This window comes from Youhaiella tibetensis, from assembly GCF_008000755.1.
Lineage (GTDB): Bacteria > Pseudomonadota > Alphaproteobacteria > Rhizobiales > Devosiaceae > Paradevosia > Paradevosia tibetensis.
This window is the reverse complement of sequence record NZ_CP041690.1, coordinates 4,000,064-4,019,916: the sequence shown is the minus strand read 5'-3', so window position 1 is coordinate 4,019,916 and position 19,853 is coordinate 4,000,064. Positions and strand designations below refer to the sequence as shown.

Annotated in this window: 24 protein-coding genes and 1 tRNA gene; 12 read left to right on the top strand and 13 right to left on the bottom strand. The window is 64.9% G+C overall.

Annotated features, from left to right (window positions below; genetic code table 11):
• Positions 1–3: 3 nt before the first annotated feature.
• The 9 genes from obgE to FNA67_RS19670 all read right to left on the bottom strand — a co-directional run bounded on the left by obgE (position 4) and on the right by FNA67_RS19670 (position 5,779).
• Positions 4–1,047, bottom strand: a complete 1,044-nt coding sequence (gene obgE / locus FNA67_RS19710; protein WP_147657800.1) for a GTPase ObgE — start codon at positions 1,045–1,047, stop codon at positions 4–6.
• Positions 1,044–1,583: a GNAT family N-acetyltransferase gene (locus tag FNA67_RS19705; protein ID WP_170267372.1), complete on the bottom strand. Its 540-nt coding sequence runs from the start codon at positions 1,581–1,583 to the stop codon at positions 1,044–1,046. The genes obgE and FNA67_RS19705 overlap by 4 nt, the downstream gene beginning before the upstream one ends.
• Positions 1,580–2,104 (bottom strand): GNAT family N-acetyltransferase, encoded by a 525-nt coding sequence (locus FNA67_RS19700; protein ID WP_147657795.1) that lies wholly within the window; start codon positions 2,102–2,104, stop codon positions 1,580–1,582. The genes FNA67_RS19705 and FNA67_RS19700 overlap by 4 nt, the downstream gene beginning before the upstream one ends.
• Positions 2,101–2,649 (bottom strand): GNAT family N-acetyltransferase, encoded by a 549-nt coding sequence (locus FNA67_RS19695; RefSeq protein ID WP_049706784.1) that lies wholly within the window; start codon positions 2,647–2,649, stop codon positions 2,101–2,103. Before FNA67_RS19695 ends, FNA67_RS19700 begins: the two co-directional genes overlap by 4 nt.
• A 129-nt stretch (positions 2,650–2,778) precedes the next feature.
• On the bottom strand, positions 2,779–3,045 hold the full coding sequence (rpmA, locus tag FNA67_RS19690) for a 50S ribosomal protein L27 (protein WP_035038179.1): 267 nt from the start codon (positions 3,043–3,045) through the stop codon (positions 2,779–2,781).
• A 12-nt stretch (positions 3,046–3,057) separates the two neighbouring features.
• On the bottom strand, positions 3,058–3,603 hold the full coding sequence (gene rplU / locus FNA67_RS19685; RefSeq protein WP_049706783.1) for a 50S ribosomal protein L21: 546 nt from the start codon (positions 3,601–3,603) through the stop codon (positions 3,058–3,060).
• Between the two features lie 227 nt (positions 3,604–3,830).
• A complete protein-coding gene (locus FNA67_RS19680) occupies positions 3,831–4,517 on the bottom strand; it encodes an MBL fold metallo-hydrolase (RefSeq protein WP_147657792.1) in 687 nt (228 codons plus the stop codon).
• Positions 4,518–5,282, bottom strand: a complete 765-nt coding sequence (locus FNA67_RS19675) for an MBL fold metallo-hydrolase (RefSeq protein ID WP_170267371.1) — start codon at positions 5,280–5,282, stop codon at positions 4,518–4,520. It lies immediately after the preceding gene.
• Positions 5,283–5,371: 89 nt separating this feature from the next.
• Complete coding sequence (locus FNA67_RS19670; RefSeq protein ID WP_170267370.1) at positions 5,372–5,779, bottom strand: gamma-glutamylcyclotransferase family protein; 408 nt, start codon at positions 5,777–5,779, stop codon at positions 5,372–5,374.
• A 108-nt stretch (positions 5,780–5,887) separates the two neighbouring features.
• On the opposite strand from FNA67_RS19670, the gene FNA67_RS19665 reads away from it, so the two are divergent.
• Positions 5,888–5,977: transfer RNA gene (locus FNA67_RS19665), tRNA-Ser, on the top strand.
• Between the two features lie 133 nt (positions 5,978–6,110).
• Here the strand turns inward: FNA67_RS19665 and FNA67_RS19660 are convergent.
• A complete protein-coding gene (locus tag FNA67_RS19660) occupies positions 6,111–6,821 on the bottom strand; it encodes a Crp/Fnr family transcriptional regulator (RefSeq protein ID WP_147657786.1) in 711 nt (236 codons plus the stop codon).
• A gap of 195 nt (positions 6,822–7,016) precedes the next feature.
• On the opposite strand from FNA67_RS19660, the gene FNA67_RS19655 reads away from it, so the two are divergent.
• Positions 7,017–8,624, top strand: a complete 1,608-nt coding sequence (locus FNA67_RS19655) for a globin-coupled sensor protein (RefSeq protein ID WP_147657784.1) — start codon at positions 7,017–7,019, stop codon at positions 8,622–8,624.
• Here FNA67_RS19655 and FNA67_RS19650 read toward each other — a convergent pair.
• From FNA67_RS19650 to FNA67_RS19640, 3 genes are read right to left on the bottom strand one after another with little or no spacing between them, the layout of a single operon-like run.
• Positions 8,614–9,081, bottom strand: a complete 468-nt coding sequence (locus FNA67_RS19650) for a TetR/AcrR family transcriptional regulator (protein WP_147657782.1) — start codon at positions 9,079–9,081, stop codon at positions 8,614–8,616. The genes FNA67_RS19655 and FNA67_RS19650 overlap by 11 nt on opposite strands.
• Positions 9,078–10,121, bottom strand: a complete 1,044-nt coding sequence (locus FNA67_RS19645) for an FUSC family protein (protein WP_147657780.1) — start codon at positions 10,119–10,121, stop codon at positions 9,078–9,080. The genes FNA67_RS19650 and FNA67_RS19645 overlap by 4 nt, the downstream gene beginning before the upstream one ends.
• 12 nt (positions 10,122–10,133) lie before the next feature.
• Positions 10,134–11,330, bottom strand: a complete 1,197-nt coding sequence (locus FNA67_RS19640; RefSeq protein ID WP_147657778.1) for an HlyD family secretion protein — start codon at positions 11,328–11,330, stop codon at positions 10,134–10,136.
• A 78-nt stretch (positions 11,331–11,408) separates the two neighbouring features.
• Between FNA67_RS19640 and FNA67_RS19635 the strand changes: the two genes are divergently transcribed.
• The 10 genes from FNA67_RS19635 (at position 11,409) to FNA67_RS19590 (ending at position 19,655) form a co-directional block, all read left to right on the top strand.
• Positions 11,409–11,900 (top strand): MarR family winged helix-turn-helix transcriptional regulator, encoded by a 492-nt coding sequence (locus FNA67_RS19635; protein WP_082202280.1) that lies wholly within the window; start codon positions 11,409–11,411, stop codon positions 11,898–11,900.
• Positions 11,901–11,949: 49 nt separating this feature from the next.
• Positions 11,950–12,666, top strand: a complete 717-nt coding sequence (locus FNA67_RS19630) for a GntR family transcriptional regulator (RefSeq protein WP_147657776.1) — start codon at positions 11,950–11,952, stop codon at positions 12,664–12,666.
• Entirely contained in the window at positions 12,667–13,902 is a 1,236-nt protein-coding gene (locus FNA67_RS19625) for an NAD(P)/FAD-dependent oxidoreductase (RefSeq protein WP_147657774.1), read from the top strand. It abuts the gene before it with no gap.
• The gene (locus FNA67_RS19620; RefSeq protein ID WP_147657772.1) at positions 13,899–14,903 is read left to right on the top strand and encodes a 4-hydroxyproline epimerase; all 1,005 of its coding nucleotides are present in this window, start codon (positions 13,899–13,901) and stop codon (positions 14,901–14,903) included. The genes FNA67_RS19625 and FNA67_RS19620 overlap by 4 nt, the downstream gene beginning before the upstream one ends.
• Before the next feature lie 11 nt (positions 14,904–14,914).
• On the top strand, positions 14,915–15,244 hold the full coding sequence (locus tag FNA67_RS19615; RefSeq protein WP_147657770.1) for an L-rhamnose mutarotase: 330 nt from the start codon (positions 14,915–14,917) through the stop codon (positions 15,242–15,244).
• Between the two features lie 122 nt (positions 15,245–15,366).
• Positions 15,367–16,392, top strand: coding sequence for a Gfo/Idh/MocA family protein (locus tag FNA67_RS19610; RefSeq protein ID WP_147658258.1), 1,026 nt, complete (start codon positions 15,367–15,369; stop codon positions 16,390–16,392).
• The gene (locus tag FNA67_RS19605; protein WP_147657768.1) at positions 16,389–16,928 is read left to right on the top strand and encodes a MaoC family dehydratase; all 540 of its coding nucleotides are present in this window, start codon (positions 16,389–16,391) and stop codon (positions 16,926–16,928) included. The genes FNA67_RS19610 and FNA67_RS19605 overlap by 4 nt, the downstream gene beginning before the upstream one ends.
• 8 nt (positions 16,929–16,936) lie before the next feature.
• Positions 16,937–18,091: a CaiB/BaiF CoA transferase family protein gene (locus FNA67_RS19600; RefSeq protein WP_147657766.1), complete on the top strand. Its 1,155-nt coding sequence runs from the start codon at positions 16,937–16,939 to the stop codon at positions 18,089–18,091.
• The gene (locus tag FNA67_RS19595) at positions 18,088–19,212 is read left to right on the top strand and encodes an extracellular solute-binding protein (protein WP_147657764.1); all 1,125 of its coding nucleotides are present in this window, start codon (positions 18,088–18,090) and stop codon (positions 19,210–19,212) included. Before FNA67_RS19600 ends, FNA67_RS19595 begins: the two co-directional genes overlap by 4 nt.
• Positions 19,212–19,655 (top strand): MaoC family dehydratase, encoded by a 444-nt coding sequence (locus tag FNA67_RS19590; RefSeq protein ID WP_049706768.1) that lies wholly within the window; start codon positions 19,212–19,214, stop codon positions 19,653–19,655. The genes FNA67_RS19595 and FNA67_RS19590 overlap by 1 nt, the downstream gene beginning before the upstream one ends.
• Positions 19,656–19,853: the final 198 nt, after the last annotated feature.

Sequence of the window (19,853 nt, the reverse complement as noted above, 5' to 3'; positions counted from 1 at the left end):
GCTTTACGGCGCCCAGTTCGGCTCGATGGCCCGGCGCGCCGCTTCCTCGCGTTCGGCCCTGGTCCGGTCGATGACGTCGACGACGGCGTAGAGCACGGCGTCCATGCCTTGGTGGGTTGCCGCGGAAATCCCGAAGACCGGCGCCTTGGAAATGCGCTTCAAGGTCTTGAGCTTTTCCTTGGCCTCGTCCTCGGGGATGGCGTCGATCTTGTTGAGCACCACCAGTTCGGGCTTTTCGGCGAGCAGCTCGTCATAGAGGAAGAGCTCGTTGCGGATGCCCTTGTAGACGGATTTGACGTCGTCCTGGGTGCCGTCGATCAGGTGGATGAGCACGTTGCAGCGCTCGATGTGGCCCAGGAAGCGGTCGCCGATCCCGATGCCCTCATGGGCGCCCTCGATCAACCCGGGAATATCGGCCAGGACGAAGTCGCGCTCGCCGATCTTGACCACACCCAGGTTGGGATGGAGGGTGGTGAAGGGGTAGTCGGCGATCTTGGGCTTGGCGGCCGAGACCGCGGCCAGGAATGTCGACTTGCCGGCGTTGGGCTGACCGACAAGGCCTGCATCGGCGATGAGCTTGAGGCGCAGCCAGATCCATTTTTCCGTGCCTTCCTGGCCGGGATTGGCATGGCGCGGGGCCTGGTTGGACGAGGTCTTGAAATGGGCGTTGCCGAACCCGCCATTGCCGCCCGAGAGCAGCACGACGCGCTGGCCGACCTCGGTCATGTCGGCGATGAGGGTTTCGTTGTCGTCCTCGAAGATCTGCGTGCCGACGGGCACGCGCAGCACCACGTCGGCGCCATTGGCGCCGGTGCGGTTCTTGCCCATGCCATGGGTGCCGGTCTTGGCCTTGAAGTGCTGCTGGTAGCGATAGTCGATGAGCGTATTGAGGCCGTCGACGCATTCGACGACGACGTCGCCGCCGCGTCCGCCGTTACCGCCGTTCGGGCCACCGAATTCGACGAATTTTTCGCGCAGGAAAGAGACGGAGCCGCCGCCGCCGTCGCCGGAGCGGATATAAATCTTGGCCTGGTCGAGAAATTTCATCGTTGCTGTCCAATCCACGCTTTTCGCGTGAGTTCGGTGTCGATATGGCGCACCTCGGCGTTGCGCGCAAGGCAATGCATGGAGGAACGGCCGATCTCGGTAAATCCGAGCTTCTTTTGCACGTTGAGCGAGGCGATGTTGAATTCGAAGACGCCCGAGAGAATACGGTCGGCATCGGTGACGGCGAAATACCAGTCGAGCGCGGCGCGGGCAGCCTCGGTCATGTAGCCGCGCCCCCAGAAGGGCTGGCCCAGCCAATAGCCGATCACCGGCTGTCCGCCCAGCCCGATATGGTAGCCGACGGCGCCCGCCAGCCCCTGGCCGGGCACTTCGATGGTGAAGTTGGTTTCCTCTGGCGGCAGGTCGTCGCGCCGCGTGCGCAGCCAGGCCTTTGCGTCGCCCAGGAAATAGGGGTGGGGTACGCGCGCCAGGTTGCCCGAGACCGCCAGATTGTTGAGATAGAACGCGATCCGCTCGGCATCGCCGACCTCGGGCAGGCGCAGGATCAAGCGCTCTGTGTTGAGCGTGGCCTTCATCGGAAACGCTCCTCGAAGGCGGCGCGGGTCAGGGCGGTGCCGACCCATTCGTATTGAGCGTTGAGGGACTTGGAGAAACGCGTCTCGCGGATAGTCTCGACGAAGCCGAGCTTGCGTTGCACCGACCGCGATCCTGCATTGTCGGCATCGGCGCTCGAGAGCACCTCGTCAGCACATTCGGGCTGTGCGAAATACCAGCGCAGCAAGGCCTGGGCGGCCTCGGTCATGTAGCCGCGCCCCCAATGGGGCTGCGCCAGCCAGTAGCCGAGTTCGGCGGCGATGCTGACGGTGCCGATCATGCCCGTGCCGGGCAGTTCGATCGTAAAGATCGCCTTGCCGGCGTGAGGCGCGTCGGGCAGTTGAGCCAGCCATTCGGCGGCACCTGCCGGGGTATAGGGATAGGGAACCAGGGGCAACCACTTGGCCACCTCGAAATTGGACAATCCAGCTACAATGGCATCCGCGTCTCGCGCCGCCTGGGGACGCAAGACGAGCCGCTCGGTCTTGAGAACTTCGCTCATGCTGCCTCCTCCGCTTTCTCCAGCCGGAAGTGAATGACGGACTTGCCCTTGGTGACGCCTTCGGCGTCCACGCTCGTATGGGTGCGCCCGAAGCCGGCCTTTTCAAGGACGCGGGCCGAGGCGTAGTTGTGGGCCAGGGCCTGGGCGCAGATTACCGGAAAATGGCCGGTATCGTGGGCGGTGCAGACCATTGCCCTGACCACCTCGGTGGCGAAGCCGCGGCCCCAGTAATATTCGCCGAACCAGTAGCCGATCTCGGGTGGATGCCCGTGGGCGAACATGAAACTGGCCACTCCCACCAGAGTGCCGCGCTTCATGGTGACCACATAGGCGCGCTCGGCTTCGCGCTGGGCGGTGATGTCGACAAAACCGATGGCGTCGGCCTTGGTATAGGGGTGCGGCATGCGCTTGAGCATGCGGGCGATACGGGGATTGTTGGCCTGGTCCACCAGGTCGAACACGTCCGCACGCATCGGCGGCCTCAGGGTGAGCCGCTCGGTCTCTATCCGCAGCGGCAGGGCAGTCTTGAGGTCGATCCCACTCATTTCAACCATCCAAAAGCAAAAGGGGAACCGGAAGACCGATTCCCCTTTCGGATTTTTCTGGCCGCGTTGGGCTATCGCGCGCCTTGCCGGGGATCGATCTCCGGCAGGGTACGCAGCGTCCTCACCGGGTTATTCAGCTGCTTCTGCCGGTTGGACCGACACGAAGACTTTCGAATTGGCGCGGGTGCGGAAGGTGACGGTGCCGTCCACCAGGGCATAGATCGTGTGATCCTTGCCCAGGCCCACGCCGGTACCCGGATGCCATTTGGTGCCGCGCTGGCGGACCAGGATGTTGCCGGCGATGACAGCTTCACCACCGAACTTCTTGACGCCGAGACGGCGGCCAGCGGTATCGCGACCGTTGCGGGATGAACCGCCTGCTTTCTTATGTGCCATCTGAGTTCGTCCTTATTCCTTGTCGGCCTTCGGGGCGGCCTTCTTGGCCGGAGCCTTCTTGGCCGGGGCCTTGGCCTCGGTTTCAGTCGTTTCGGCAGCGGCCTTCTTGGGCGCAGCCTTCTTGGCCGGAGCCTTGGCCTCTGCGGCCGGGGCCTCGGCCTTGGCGGCGGCCTTCTTGGCCGGCTTGGCTTCGGTCACGGTCTCGGTGGCAGCAGCGGCCTTGGCCGGCTTGGCAGCGATCGTCGGCTTGGCACCGCCAGTGAGGATCTCGGTGATCCGCACGGTCGAGAGCAGCTGACGATGGCCGTTGCGACGGCGGTAATTGTGGCGACGGTTCTTCTTGAAGACGATAACGGTCTTCGACTTGCGGGTCTCGATCAGCTCGGCGGCGACGAGCGCGCCTTCCACGATCGGGGCGCCGACGGTGTCGCCAACCATGAGGACCTGGTCGAAGGTCACGATGGTGCCGGCTTCAGCGTCGAGCTTTTCGACCTTGAGAACGTCGTTTGCGGCAACCTTGTACTGCTTGCCGCCAGTCTTGATGACTGCGAAAGTCATTGTTCACATGCCGGAACAGCAATAGCTCCGGTCCCTTTTTCGCGCTTTGCGGCGCCGCAGGCCAAACGCCTTCCTGCGGACTTCGGATCGTCTTGCCGGATTTGCATCCGGCCGGCGGCCTCAAGCAGCGGTTTCAAGTTCAAAAAGCGCACGGGTTGCCCCGCACGCAATTCGGATGGGCTTATCGCGGCAAACGCCCCAAGAGTCAAGTGAGGCTCGGGGGGCGGTCAGTCCTCCACGTACCAATCGCGCTGGCGCACTTCGATGCCCGGCTCGCCCAGGAGCTCGGTGGCGAAAACCTCGTTCTCGGCGCCGCCCAGGTAGTGGAAAGGGTAGACCACTTGCGGGCGGAAAGCGCGCACGGCGTCGGCGGCCTGCTGGCCGGTCATCGTATAAGGCTGATTCATGGGCAGGAACGCCACCGCAATATCGGTGAGCGCGCGCATCTCGGCCGTGTCCTCGGTGTCGCCGGAGACATAGATGGTCTTGCCGCCGAAGCGCAGCAGGTAGCCGTTGCCGACCCCTGGCGGGTGGTATTTGAGTTTTTCGGGCGAGATATTTTCGGCGGGCACCGCCGTGATGCCCAGGCCGTCGATGTCGACCGTCTCGCCATGGGAGATGATCTCCGCCTTGTCGGCCAGCGCGCCATCGAGCTTTTCGATCGCCACCCTGGCGCCGATGAGGCGGGTTTGCGGTCCGACCAGGGCCGCCAGGGTTTCCGGGCTCAGGTGGTCGCCGTGCTCGTGGGTAAGGAGCACGAGGTCGGGGCGCGGCAGGTCCGAATAGCGGTCCGGGCTGCCGACCGGGTCGAGATAGACGGTGAGCCCATCAAAGCCGAGCACCAGGCTGGCGTGGTGGACCGGCGTGATGGTGATGTCGCCGGCCGAGCTTGCGAGGATATCGGCTTGTTGCATTCAGGACTCCTTGTACCAGTCGCGCAGGCGGACCTCGGCGGCATCGCCGACCAGGGCGGGCAGGTCTTCCACTTTCGTGCCCTGGTAGTGGTAGGGGTAGACGATCTTGGGCTTGAACGCCTTGATGGCGTCGGCCGCGTGGTTGATGTCCATCGTATAGGGCAGGTTCATTGGAATGAATGCCATATCGATATTGGTGAGGGCGCGCATCTCGGGAATGTCCTCGGTGTCGCCGGCGACGTAGACGCGCTTGTCCCCAATATTGAGGATGTAGCCGTTCCCCACGCCCTTGGGATGATACTGCAACCGATCCTGGGTGGTGTTGTAGGCCGGGACCACCTCGAGCTTGATGCCGGCAAAATCGACGCTATCGCCATTGGCGGCGGCGCTGGCCTTGTCCTTGAGGCCTGCCGGCAGTTTGCCGAGCACCTGGTCGGTGGTGAGGATGGTGGCGTCACCCACGATGCCTTCGAGCGTAGGCGGATCGAAATGGTCGCCATGGGCATGGGTGATGAGGATGGCCGTGGGCGAAGGAAGGTCCTGGTAAAGCGACGGGCCGCCGACCGGATCGACATAGACCACCTGGTCGCCCCAGGCGATGATGAGGCTGGCGTGATGGATGGGATGGATGGTGACATCGCCCGAGGCGGTAGCGAGCGTGTCCCCGCCCAGGGCCGCAGCCTGGACGAAAGCCATGCCGCGAGGCAGCAGGCCGATGAGGGGAAGTGCAGCCAGTCCGGCGATGACAGAACGACGTTGGGTCATTTTGCGTGTCTCCCTTGCTTGCATGGGCTCACAGTGACGTGAGGAAGCGCGCGTGATCAAGGCGTGCAAGCGCTTGTGAACGCATGCGGCTAACGGCTGTGAACTTCGAACGCCTCAACAAGGGCGCGCACCTTGTGGTTCCGTTGCCAGTCCTCGAGCATCCAGGGAAGCGAATCGGCAGGGATGGACGCCAGCGGCCAATAGGTTTGCGCAAGAAGGCGATGGGTGCCCTCCAGCACCTCGATCGGCCGGCGTTCGTATTCGTCCTCTTCGTAGCGATCGAGCGCGTCGAAGTCGCCGGAGGTGAGGCCGTCGAGGAGAAATCCAACGGCGCTCGCGCCCTCAGTGGCGATGAGGGCGGGGTAGACGCGCCCGGGAAAGAACACCGTCCGGAAGCCCGGCGCCTCGGCCCGGAACAGCGCCGTTTCGCGCCCCAGCACGGCGCGGCGCATGTCGCCATCCATCAGTGTTCCATAGACGAAAAGCGGTTGGGACAAAGACCTGTCCATTTTGCTGGGATTGGGTGTTGCAGGCCGGCCTTTGCTATGCCATAAGCCCGATCCTGTCGACCACCCGTGCACCCAGCGCGGGAACAAGCGTCTCGCGGAGAGATGGCAGAGTGGTTGAATGCACCGCACTCGAAATGCGGCATAGGGGCAACTCTATCGGGGGTTCGAATCCCTCTCTCTCCGCCACTTCCTCTCAACGCTCATCGTCTCATCTCTTCCTGCGTCCGGCAGGTCATTCCAGACGCGCCTTCGAATGCGCTCGCCTTGCCAGAGGCGGCCATCCAGAGATTCGAGTGAGGAGCCCTTTCCTCGGGGAGGCCTAGCCGGGCGGGAGCTGGGCGCTGGCGATGCGGTCGTAGCATTCGCAGGCATGCGCATGGAGCCGGTCGCGATCGAGCACCGTCACCTGGCCGCGCGAATAGGAAATGGCCCCGTCGCGCAAAAGGTCCGAGGAAATCTCCGAGATGGTGGCGCGGCGTAGCGCCAGGGCGCGGCCCAGCGCTTCCTGGGTCAGGTTGAAGGAGCCGCCCTGCATTCGGTCGTTCGCCATCAACAGCCAGCCGCTGACGCGCTGCTCGGCGGTATGCAGGCTGTTGCAGGCTACCGTTTCCATCAGTTGGACGATCAGCGCCTTGGCATAGCGCAGCATGGCTTCGCGAAAGCAGACGAAGCGCGACATGGCTTCTTCGAGATCCTCGATCGAGAGCCAGGAGGCGTAGCCCGAGACCTGCACGACCGTGCGCGAGACGGCCGAGGAACCGCCCATCAGGTAGGTGAAGCCGACAAAGCCCTCATTGCCGATCGAGGCCTTCTCCACGGTCCGTCCGTCCCTCATCTCGGCCATCATCGAAAGGATGCCGAGCTGGGGGAAGATCGCATGGGTGAGGGGTTCGTTTTCCTCCTTGAGGACCATCCCCGCCTCGATCGCCCTGGTCTCGACGCGCGAGGCGATAAAGGCCTGCGCCTCCGGCCGCAGGGCCAGGATGACGCGGTTGAAAACGGGGCGGTCCGAGAGTGGCAAGGTTCCCATACGCCCAAGGCTTAGTCCAGCACCCGGGCCGGTCGAACCGGTTTCGGCGTTAGTCCACAGTTAACCTAAATATATGTACGGTACCGTACTTTGTCGTTTTCTAGACTTCTCGACCAATCGCCTGGGCGCCCGGCCGCCCGCGCATAGGGCGCGGGTTGCGGCCGGCTGGGCGCCGAAACCAGAGAAAGCGTTACGATGACTGCCTCCGAGACCATCACTTCCCCAGCCGCGCTCGCTGAGCGGCTGCAATTCATCGGACTGGACGAGGCGGCGCTGGGGCGCATCCGCGCTATCGAGCCGCTGCTCCAGGAGCACTTGCCGCATGCCCTGGTCGGCTTCTACCAGAAGATCGCCACGGTTTCGGACGTGGCGCACCACTTCTCGGGCCCCGCCCAGCTCGAGCATGCGCGCCAGCGCCAGGGGCGCCACTGGAGCGCCATCGCGCGCGGGGCGCTGGATGCGGATTACTTCGCCAGCGCCAATGTGGTGGGTAATGTCCATGCGCGGATCGGGCTGGCGCCCCGGTGGTATATCGGCGGGTACGGGCTGATCATCGAGACGCTGCTGGGCGGGGTCGTCCGCGGGTTCTCGAAGCGTCGCGCCGGGTGGGCGCCGGGGTGGGCCAGGAAGGCAGAGGCCGAGCAGGAGGCGCTCGCCGCATCCCTCTCCGCCCTGGTCAAGGCGGTGCTCATCGATATCGATATTGCCGTCAGCACCTATTTCGACCGCATCAGTGCCCAGACGGCCGAGCTCAACCAGGAGATCGGGCGCGTGGTGTCGGCGGCCGAGATGGGGGATTTTTCGGGCCGCGTTTCGATCAGCGATGCCGGCGGGGAGATTGCGCGTCTGGCCGGCTCGGTCAACAACCTCATGGCGGGGGTGGAATCGGGGATATCGGCGACCACGGCGGTACTCGCCTCGATGGCACGCGCCGACCTGACGCAACGTATGGGCGGTGACTACAAGGGCGCGTTCGCGACCCTGCAGGCCGACGTCAACGCGGTAGGGGACAGGCTATCGTCGATCGTCGGCGAATTGCGGGCGACTTCGAGCGCGGTGCGTACCGCGACCTCCGAAATCCTCGTGGGCACCAATGATCTCTCGCGGCGCACCTCGCGCCAGGCGTCGACGATCGAAGAGGCTTCGGCGGCCATCGAACAGGTGGCGGGCACGGTCGCCGAAAACGCCCGGCGCGCCGAGGAAGCCGGCGTCAAGGCCGAGCTCGCTTCGCGCCGGGCGGAAGCGGGTAACGAGGTGATGCGATCAGCGACGGCGGCGATGGAGAAGATCACGCAATCGTCGGCGCAAATCGCCACCATCGTCGAGACCATGGAGGGCATCGCCTTCCAGACCAACCTTCTGGCGCTCAACGCCTCGGTCGAGGCAGCGCGGGCCGGCGAGGCGGGGAGCGGCTTTGCGGTGGTGGCGGTCGAAGTCCGCCGTCTGGCGCAGTCGGCGGCCGAAGCGGCGGCCGAGATCGGGGGGTTGATCGAGCGGTCGGGGCGCGACGTCGAAGCCGGCGCCCGGCTGGTGGCGGACGCCACCCAGACGCTTTCGAGCATGCTCGAAACCATCAAGGCCAACAGCGAGGCGATGATCGAAATCGCGCGCGCCAGCCGCGATCAGGCGTCGGCGATCTCGGAGGTTTCGGCGGCGGTGCGCCAGCTCGACGAGATCACCCAGCACAACGCGGCTCTGGTCGAGCAGACCAACGCCGCTATCGAGCAGACCGAGGCGCAGGCGGGAGATCTCGACCGGATCGTGGAGGGCTTCACGATCGGCAGGGCGGCCGTCAGGCTCTAGCGACGGGACCGAAGACGCGTTCGAGGACGATGCGGGAGAGCGCGGCGCGGGTCAGCGCGGCTGCGTCCTCGAGGCTGAGTGCGGCGCGCTCGGAAACGCGCCTTGTCGTTTCGTCCCAATAGAGCCGGGCGAGTTCGGGAAAGACGCGGTACTCGGCCAGGACCAGGTCGAGCACGGCGCGCGCCTTGCCCAGGGTCAGTTCGACCATCAGGACCTCTATAGTGGCGCCGGGTGTCTCGGGCAGGCAATAGCGCCTGATCAGGGCCTCCAGGATCGCCAGCTTGGAGGGGAAGTGGTGGTAGACCGCCGACTTGGTGACGCCGGCGCGCCGGGCAATCTCCTCGACGCGCCCCTTCTCGAACCCATCGCGGGCGAAGACCTCGAGGGCGGCGTCGATCACCATGTCCGGCCGGCGCAGTTTCAGCCGGAAGTTGGGTATGCGCCGCTCCCCGCTCATGAGATCGCTTCTGGGGCGGCATCTACGGCAGCGGGCGCGGGCTTGAGCAGCAGGGCTTCGAGGAGCGAGGTGAGAAAGGCCGCGCCGATGGCGCCGGCGATGGTGAGGACCGCGCGGGTGAGGAAGGCATAGCCCGGTTCCTGGGTCGCAAGGGCGCCACCTACCATCGAGATCATCGCCGAGGCGGCATATTGATAGACCATCGCGGGATGGCGCCCGGTGATCATCTTCTGGCTGAAGAACAGCGTGGCGAGGAAGGCCAGCACCAGCAGCACCGGCAGTTGCGCGATGAAGGTGAGAACGGCCAGAACCGCAAGCGCGGCGATGCCGCCCATCACGGTCGAAAGGCTGCGCTCCCTGGCCTCGGCGAAGATGGTTTCGCTGGTGGGGAAGGTGAGCACGAACACCGCCGAAACCGCGAGCATCAGGTTGGTGGTGTCGATCACCGCGTAGAGCCAGAGGGAAAACAGCAGCAGCACGCCGGCGCGGATGGCCGCCCGCAGCGCGAGCTGGTCCTCATGGAAGGGGGCATAGACGTCGACCGCCTTCTCGCGGGTCCCGGGCGGAATGAGGAGATAAAGCAGCGGCGTGATGACGGTCGAGGCCAGCGCGGCCTTGGACATCTCGTCGCGCAGAACCGTCATGGCCATGTAGCTGCCCGTACCCAGTATCGACATCATGAGCGCAGATACGATGACCAACATGCCGGCAGGCTTACCGGTTTTGCCGATCATGTAGAAACCGGCGAAGAAGATCAGCGTCATGACCGCGACCATGACCAGCGGCAGGTTGATGGTCAGCGAGACCACCCAGGACATGAGCCAGAGCATGACGATGAAGGCGAGCGGGCCGCCCAGGGCGCGCCCGACATTGAGCGCCTTCCGCTGCCCGGCCATGAGGGAATACATCAGGGTCGGGTAGATCATCGCCATGGGCGATTGCAGGACGATACCCAGGGCTAGTCCGACCACCGGGATGATGGAAAGGCGGATGGCGAAGTTCGGATCGTCTTCTTCTCTGGGCCTGGGGGCGACGTACATGGGGCGCCTCTCCTAGTAGAGGAACGAGAGGTAGGAATGGACGTGCTGCAGGCCGCCCGCGATCCAGGCGAAGGGGTTGGATTGGCCGCCCGCATAGACCACCACGTTGACCTTGGAGCCGACGCGCACATTGGCGGGCCAGTCGCCTTCGACGAGTTCGATGTGGACGGGCATGGTGCGGGCGGGTTCGAACCAGCGGGTCGAGGACTGGTTCTGCGGCAGGCCGTTGGCCGAGGTGCGGCCGGGATCGATGCCCCAGGCGATACCCTGGACGCGCCCCTTGAAGATCTTGCCGGGCTGACCGTCGAAGAGAATGCTGACCTCGGCGCCCGGCTGCACGTTGGCGAGCTGGTTTTCGCGCATGTCCACCATGATCCATGGGCGCTCGCTGCCGATGAAGGTCAGGGCAGGGGAGCCGGCATTGACGAACTGGCCGGGCGCCAGGCGCAGGTTGGTGATCACGCCATCGGTCGGCGCGGTAATAGTGGCGAAGGTGCGGTTGAGTTCGGCCTGCTGAAGCTGGACCTGGGCGAGCTGGATCTGCGGATTGCTCACGCCCTTGCCGCCCGCCTTGAGGAGGGCGGCAGCGAGGTCGGCACGTGCGGCCTCCAGTGAAGCTTCGGCAGACTTGAGCTCGGCGGTGGCCTTGTCGGCCATGGCCTGGGCGGCGACGCCGCGCTCCACCAGCGATTGGGTGCGCGCGACGCTGGCGCGGGTGTTTTCGAGGGCCGCCTCGGCCTGGGTGACGCGGGCCTGGGAGGAGGAGAGGGCGGCCGTCGAGGCATCCACGCCCTGGTTGGCCTGGGCCAGATTGGCCTCGGCCTGCAGCACGGCGAGATCGAATGGACGCGGATCGAGCACGAAGAGCGCGTCGCCCGACTTCACTTCCTGGTTGTCGGCGACCAGCACCTCGGTGACGACGCCCGCTACGCGGGGAGAAATCTGCGTCGTAAAGGCGGTTACGGCGCCCCCGGAGCTCGAAGGCGCCAGGCGATCGGTGGCCACGTACCAACCCAGGAGCAGCAGGAGAAACACGACGAGGATGCGTGCGATCTTGCGGGCAGGCGGGCGCTTGCGTCCGGCCTTGCCTTCGGCCGCCGGTGTTGTCTCGGGCGTCGCAGGGGCAGGTACGGCTTCGACGGCATTTGCACGGGGCAGCTTGTCCTCTAGGGCGGCGCCGGTTGACTGAACTGCTTGAAGACGCGACATCTGTGTTTCCGGAGTGTTGCTCAATGGGAAGATCGGCTATATCTCTATTGCCGAATTACTCTATGGTCGAGATAGTTGATGGCAGGTAGATCGTCAAGAGTGGAGCTGACCCGCGCCCAGCGCATGCGTCGCGTCGGACTGGGGCTGCGGCGCATCGTCTATTGGTCCGATCACGCCAGCGCCTTCGCGGCCAAGAAACTGCGCCTGCATCCCACCGACCTTGCCTGCATCGGCTATCTTTACGATTCCGACGAGGCGCTCAGCCCCAAGCAGATCATCAGCCACCTCGGGCTCTCTTCCGGGTCGGGAACGGCTCTGCTCGATCGGCTGGAAAGCTCGGGGTTCATCAGTCGCGTTCCCCATCCCACCGATCGGCGCAGCGTGCTCATCGAGCTCAACCGCGAAAAGGCCGCCGAGCCCATCGCGTTCTACCGGTACATGCGCCAATCCTATGGGGCGGTGATGGACAAGTTTTCGGACGCCGAACTCGATCGCATCGCTGAATTCCTCGAAGAGGTGAGCGAGGTCCAGGTCAACGCCCAGATCGAAGGGCTGGCGCCACAGGACTAGTTGTCGACAAATTGGATACGGGATAGTGTGGGGCCTTCTGGAGAACCCCATGACAGCACCCGAGGACAAGTCCGAAACGGTCGCACGCCCACGTGGGTCGGGCGCCCAGACCATCTATGAACGGCTGCGCCAGTCGATCCTCGAGCTGGCGATCGAACCGGGCAGCGCGCTCGACGAGGTCGGGCTCTCCGAAGAGTTCGGCATGTCGCGCACCCCGGTTCGCGAGGCGCTGGTGCGGCTGGCGGCCGAAGGGCTGGTTACGACGCTACCGAACCGGAACACCATTGTCTCGCCGATCGATTTCACGCAGCTTCCTGTCTATTTCGAAGCGCTGACGCTGATGTATCGCGTCACCACGCGCTCGGCGGCGATCCACCATACCGCCGAGGACCTCATTGCCATCCGCAGCCAGCAGGCCGCCTTTTCCGAAGCGGTGACGCGGCGCGATGCCCTGGGCATGATCGGGGCCAATCGTGACTTCCATGTCGCCATCGCCCAGGCCGGCGGCAATCCCTATTTCAGCGGCCTGTTTACCCGGCTGCTCGATGAGGGACGGCGCATTCTGCGGCTTTATTATTCGAGCTTCGATGACCGTCTGCCGCGTCAATACGTCGATGAGCACGAGGCCATCGTCGATGCGATCGCGGCCCGCGACCCGGATCTGTGCGAAGAGCTCGGCGCCGTCCATGGGGCCCAGATCGTCCAGCAGATTCAGTCCTACCTGGTGCGCACGACCGCCAGCGGCATTCGCCTTGAGGATCGCTAGATGGCGCGCGTTGCAGTAATCGGCGCCGGCATCATCGGGTCGGCCGCCGCCACCTGGCTCATCGATGAAGGCCACGAAGTCACCGTCTTCGAGCCGGATATCGATGGCCTGCCGACCTCATCGGGCAATGCCGCGCTGCTGGCGCTGCCCGAGATCGCGCCGATCGCCAGTCCCGGCATTTTCACCACCGTGCCGCGTTGGCTGCTCGATCCGCTGGGGCCGCTGACGGTGCGCTGGACCGACGTGCCGGCCCTGACACCCTGGCTCCTGGCCTTCCTGATGAACGCCAATTCGCGCCAGGAAGCGCGCACCCGCCTGGCGCTGACCGGGCTCATGAAGACGGCTCTCGCCGATCATCAGGAACTGGGACGCAAGGCGGGTGTCTTCGGGCACCTGCGCCAGACCGGCTTCGTCTCGGTCCATGACGACGAGGCAAGTACTGCGGCGGCGGTCCATGAGGCCGAAAAGGTTAGGTCCGCTCTAGGCTACGAATTCGAGCGGATCTCGCCGAAGGCGGCCCGGCAACTGGTCCCGCAGCTGGAGGGCCCGTTCTTCGGCGCCGTTCGCCAGCCGGTCTACTGGATGGTCTCCAATCCCCTGACGGTGCTGCGCCGCTACCAGGCCTTCTGGCGCGAACGCGCCAGCTTCGTTGCGAGCCGGGCGCAGGCGCTGCGGCAGACCGAAAACGGCATCGTGGTCGTAGCAGGAAACGGCGAATCCGTGTTCGACAAGGTCGTGGTGGCCTCGGGCGTCTGGTCGCGCGAACTGGTCCGCGGGCTTGGCCTGAGGATCCTGCTCGAGACCGAGCGGGGCTACAACACCACTTTTGGCTTTACCGAGCTGGGGTGGAACCTCCCCATGCCGGTGGGCTTCGGCGATCACGGCTTCATCGCCTCCCCGCTGGTCGATGGGCTGCGCGTGGGCGGGGCGGTGGAGCTGGCCAAGCCGCAGGCCGCGCCCAATTTCGGGCGCGCCAAGGCCATGCGCACCAAGATGCGCCGCTACGTGCCATCGCTTCCCGAGGGCGGCAAGGAGTGGATGGGGCGGCGTCCGTCGACGCCCGATTCCGTGCCCGTCATCAGCCGGCACCCCAAGGACGAGCGCATCGTCTTCGCCTTCGGGCATGGCCATCTCGGCCTCACGCTTTCCGCCGTTACCGCCCGCAGGGTCGCAGACCTTGTCGCGGGCCGCGACACGGCCGATCTTTCACCTTTCGACATCGCGCGGTTCCAATGACCAAGAAGAGCTTTTTCTGCATAGACGCCCATACCTGCGGCAACCCGGTGCGCGTGGTCGCGGGCGGGGGCCCCGACCTCAAGGGCGCCACCATGAACGAGCGCCGCGAGCACTTCCTGGCCGAATACGACTGGATCCGCACGGGCCTCATGTTCGAGCCGCGCGGCCATGACGTGATGAGCGGCTCGATCCTCTATCCGGCGCTGCGCGAGGACGTGGACGGCTCGATCCTCTTCATCGAGACCTCGGGGTGCCTGCCTATGTGCGGGCACGGCACCATCGGCACGGTGACGGTGATGATCGAGGAAGGGCTCGTGACCCCCAAGGTGCCGGGCAAGCTGCGCCTCGAAGTGCCGGCCGGGGTCATCGAAGCCGAATACACCATGGACAATGCCGGGCACGTCATCGACGTCAAGATCACCAACGTGCCGTCATTCCTCTACGCAACCGACCTCGAGATCGACCTCCCCGGCATCGGGCCGCTCAAGTTCGACGTCTCCTATGGCGGCAATTTCTACGCCATCTTCGAGAGCCAGCCGAGTTTCGAGGATATGGAGCAATTCTCAGCCGCCGAAATCCAGCGGCTTTCCCCGATCGCGCGAAAACTCATCAACGAGAAATACACCTTCCAGCACCCTGAATACCCGACCATCAACGGCCTGCGCCACGTGATGTGGACCGGTAGCCCCAAGAACCCCAAGGCCGATGCGCGCAATGCCGTGTTCTACGGCGAGAAGGCCATCGACCGCTCGCCCTGCGGCACCGGCACCTCGGCGCGACTGGCGCAGAAGGCGGCGCGCGGCGATCTCAAGGTCGGCGACACGTTCGTGCACGAAAGCATCATCGGCAGCCTCTTCGTCGGCAAGGTCGAGGCCGAGACGCAGGTCGGGCCCTACAAGGCCATCGTGCCCTCGATCGCCGGCCAGGCCTGGATCACCGGCTACAACACCATCTTCCTCGATGATCGCGATCCCTTCGTGAAGGGCTTCACCGTCGCCTGAAAGGACCAAGCATGACCCGCTACGCATCGGTCATCGGCATCAAGCCCGAGTCCATCGCCGAGTATAAACGCCTGCACGCTGCTGTCTGGCCGGACGTGCTCAAGCAGCTGAAGGCCTCCAACATCTCCAACTACTCGATCTACCTCAAGGAGCCGGAGAACCTGCTGTTTTCGTACTTCGAGTATCACGGCAGCGATTACGAGGCCGACATGGCGGCCATGGCCGCCGACCCGCGCACCCAGGACTGGTGGGCGGTCTGCAAGCCCCTGCAATCCCCGCTCGATACCCGCAACGATGGCGAATGGTGGGCGGAAATGCCCGAGGTCTTTCATATGGATTGACCCATGGCGCTTGCGCGCTTTCCCCATATGTGAAAATATCATTCACATAAGAATTGCGGTCGGGACGCGGCCGCGAGGGAGGACGCGTGATCCCGGTCGATCAACTGGCCCAGAACTGGCCGATGCCATCTGCGCCAAAACCCATCGTCATCATCGGCGGCGGCGGCATCGTTGGCGATGCCCACCTGCCGGCCTACCGGCTGGCCGGCCTGCCCGTCGCCGGCGTCTATGACCTCGATCTCGCCAAGGCCGGAACCCTGGCGGAAAAGTGGAGCATCAGGGCCTTTTCGACGCTCGAAGAGGCCATCGCCACCCCGAATGCCGTCTACGACCTGGCGCTGCCGCCCTCCGCACATCTCAAGGTTTTGCCGAGCCTGCCCGATGGCGCGGCGGTGCTGCTGCAAAAGCCCATGGGCTCGGACCTCGCCGAAGCCACCGAAATTCTAAAACTCTGCCGGGCGAAAAACCTCAGGGCGGCGGTCAATTTCCAGCTGCGCTTCTCCCCGATGTTCCTCGCCCTCAAGGATGCCGTCGATCGCGGCTGGCTGGGCGACATCGTCGATGTCGAAGTCCATCTCAATCTCGTCACCCCCTGGCAGCTCTTCCCCTTCCTCAAGGGCCTGCCGCGCATCGAGATCGCGGTGCATTCGATCCATTACCTGGACGCGATCCGCTTCTTCCTGGGCAATCCGGGCGGCGTCCATGCCCGCACGCTCGGCCATCCCTCGACGGACCTCGCCCAGACCCGCACCTCGGCTCTCATCGATTTCGCTCCGGGCCAGCGGGTGACGCTTTCCATCAACCACAACCACGATTTCGGCCGCAGATTCCAAGACGCCTCCTTCCGCATCGAGGGCAGCGAGGGCGCGGCCATGGTCAAGCTCGGGGTGCTTCTCGACTATCCCAAGGGCGAACCCGACGAACTCTGGATCACGCGCCGCGGCGAGGACTGGACGCAGGTGCCGCTCGAGGGCGGCTGGTTCCCCCACGCCTTCCGCGGCACCATGAGCAACCTGCAGCGCTTCGCCGCCGGCGAGGATGAGACGCTCGTCACCTCGGTGGAGGATGCCTGGTACACGATGGCACTCGCCGAGGCCGCCTTTGCCTCCGCCGCCGCCCCGGCCACCCCCCTCGAGGCCAAGCCATGAGTACCATCGGCGTTTCGTCCACCCATCCCAAAACTATGCCGGCAGAGCATGCCGACATTCCCGTGTGGAACAGCGAAAACTGGTTCTACGAGGATTGGCCGGTCGGCCAGAAGATCCGCTCGCTGCGGCGCACCATTTCGGAGGGCGAGTCCATGGCGTTCAACGCCCTCGTCACCGACATGCACCCCTACGTCGCCGACGATATTTTTGCCACGACCGAAGGCCAGTTCGGCAAGCGTCTCGTCGCCGGTGCCTTCGTCTTTTCCGCCGGCCTCGGCCTCGTCGCCACCAATTGCGTCAACGCCTTCTCCTACGGCTACGACAAGCTGCGCTTCATCAAGCCGACCTTTGTCGGCGACACCATCTACACCATCCGCACCAACCTCGATAAACGCCCGAAATATGCCGAGCTCGGCCTCATCCGCGCCAGCTACGAGGTGTTCAAGGGCGAAGGCGAACTCGTCCTCTACTGCGAGCACTTGCAGACGGTGAAATACCAAAACCCTGCCGATTTCGCCGGCAAGACCGAAAAGTAACAAAAAGAATGGATCAGGATCTTCCGCTCACCGGCCTCGTCGTCATCGACATGTGCCAGTTCCTTTCCGGCCCCTATGCCTCGCTGCGCCTGCAGGATCTTGGCGCGCGCGTCATCAAGATCGAGCGTCCGGACGGAGGCGACCTCTCCCGTCGCCTCTATCTCACCGACACCGAGATCGGCGGCGATTCCACCAATTTCCACGCCATCAACCGCTCCAAGGAAAGCCTGGCGCTCGACCTCAAGAACCCGGACGATCTCGTGGCGCTCAGGAAGCTCCTGACCCAGGCCGACGTGGTGCTGCAGAATTTCCGCCCTGGCGTCATCGAGCGGCTCGGGCTCGACTATGAAGCGGTCAAGTCCATCAACCCGCGCATCGTCTACGCCTCGATTACCGGCTACGGCACAGAAGGCCCCTGGGTCATGCGTCCGGGGCAGGACCTTCTCGCCCAGGCCCGTTCGGGCCTCATGTGGCTCAATGGCGACCACGACCAGGGCCCGGTGCCGTTCGGGCTCGCCGTCGCCGACATGCTCGCCGGCTCCGCCGCCTGCCAGGGTATTTTGGCCTCGCTCGTCCGCCGCGGCATCACCGGGCAGGGCGCCCATGTCGAGACCAGTCTCATGGAAGCCCTCGTCGACTTCCAGTTCGAAGTGCTGACGGCCTATCTCAACGACGGCCAGCGCATGCCAAAGCGCTCGGAATTCCGCTCGGCCCACGCCTACCTCTCCGCCCCCTACGGCGTTTACCCCACCGCCGACGGGTACCTCGCCATCGCTATGACCCCCATCACCAAACTGGCCGACCTCTTCGGCCTCGAAGCTCTCGCCCCCTACAAGGACAAACCAAAAACCTGGTTCTCTGATCGCGACGCCATCAAGCGCATCATCGCCGGGCATGTCGCCACGCAGAGCACCGATCATTGGCTCAGTATCCTCGAGCCCGCCGACATCTGGTGCGCAAAGGTTCTCACCTGGGACGAGTTGATGGAGAGCGAGGGTTTCAAGATCCTCGACATGCTCCAGACCGTCACCCGCGAGGACAACGTCTCGATCACCACTACCCGCGCGCCGCTCCGCATCAACGGCAAGCGCCCCAGGACCTCGCGGGCCGCCCCTCTCATCGGCGAACAGAGCGCAAAGATCCGCGCGGAGTTCGGCCTGTGAGCATCAAACTCAAGGGCATGACCTGGAGCCATCCGCGCGGTTACGAGCCGATGGTCGCCACCTCCCGCCAATGGCTGGCCGAAACCGGGGTCGAGATTTCCTGGGACCAGCGCAGCCTCCAGGATTTCGAGAGCTTTCCGGTCGAGGACCTGGCGCGCCAATACGATCTCATCGTCATCGACCATCCCCATGTGGGCCAGATCACCGCCGAGAAATGCCTCGCCCCCCTCGACGTCGCCGGCCGCGAACGCGGCTTCGCCGACATCAGGGCCGGCTCGGTCGGAAAATCCTTCGAGAGCTACCAGTGGCAGGGCCGCCAATGGGCCTTTCCCATCGATGCCGCCACGCAGGTGCAGGCTTTTCGCGCCGACAGGCTGCCAAAGCCACTGACCCGCTGGAGCGAAGTGCTCACTTTGGCGCGGGCTGGCAAAGTCACGATTCCCATGCGCCCGCCGCATTCGCTGATGAGCTTTTACACCCTCGCCGCCAATCTCGGCACGCCCTGCAACGTCACCGGCCAGCTCATCGCTCCCGAAGCGGGCGAACGCGCCGTCGCCATGCTGGCCGAACTCGTCGCCCTCATCGACCCCGATGACTTTTCCCGCGACCCCATCGCCTCCTCCGAGCTGCTGGCCAGCGAGGACACCAACCTCGCCGTCATGCCGCTCGGCTATGGCTACGTGAACTACGCCATCGACGGTTTTCGCGACCACCGCCTCGCCTTCGCCGACATCCCCGCCGCTGGCGGCAACGGCCCGGTCGGCTCGGCGCTCGGCGGCACCGGCATTGCCGTCTCGGCCTTTTCCAAACGCATCGGTCAGGCCATCGACTACGCCTATTGGGTGGCCAGCCCCCCGGTGCAGAAGACCATCTACGCCATTTCCGGCGGCCAGCCCGGCCATGCAGCCGCCTGGGAGGACAGCAAGGTCAACGCCGCCACCCATGACTTTTATCGCGACACGCGAAAAACCCTCGAAGGCGCCTGGGTGCGCCCGCGCCACGACGGCTACATGGCCTTCCAGGAGGCCGCCTCGCAGCGCCTCAACCAGGGCCTGCTGTCGCGCCAATCCCCGGCTGCCATCGTCGCCGCCCTCAACGCCCTCTTCGCGGAGTCCTTCTGATGGACAGACCACGGCACTTTGAAGACTACGTCCTCGGGGAAACCCGATCGACCTACGGCCGCACCATCACCGAGACCGACTTCGTCGTCCATGCCGGCCATACCGGGGATTTCTTTCCCCACCACATGGACGCCGAGGCGATGAAGGCGACGCCCTTCGGCCAGCGCATCGCCCACGGCACCATGACCTTCGCCATCGGCATCGGGCTGACCGCCAGCGAGATCAACCCGTTGGCCTTCACTTACGGCTACGAGCGGTTGCGGTTTCCCAAACCCGTCTTCATCGGCGACACCATCCATACCGAGCTCACCATTACCGGGCTCGACCCCGACCCCAAGCGCGCCACGCATGGCCGCATCACCGAACAGGTGCGCGTACTCAACCAGCGCGGCGAGACGGTGCTGGCGTGTGATCATATCTATCTGGCGGAACGACGGGGCTAGCGCGCGAACGACCCACCCGCACCTCGCCCCCGCGCAGCGGCGGGAGAGGGCGCGCACACCATCCGCGCCTTTCACTCCCCCCCCTCCCAACCTCCCCCGCAAGGGGGGAGGTGCTGACCGCGATTGTGGGACGTCTAGCGCGCCAGCAACTGGATCGAAACACCTCCCCCCTTGCGGGGGAGGCAGGGGGGGTGAACA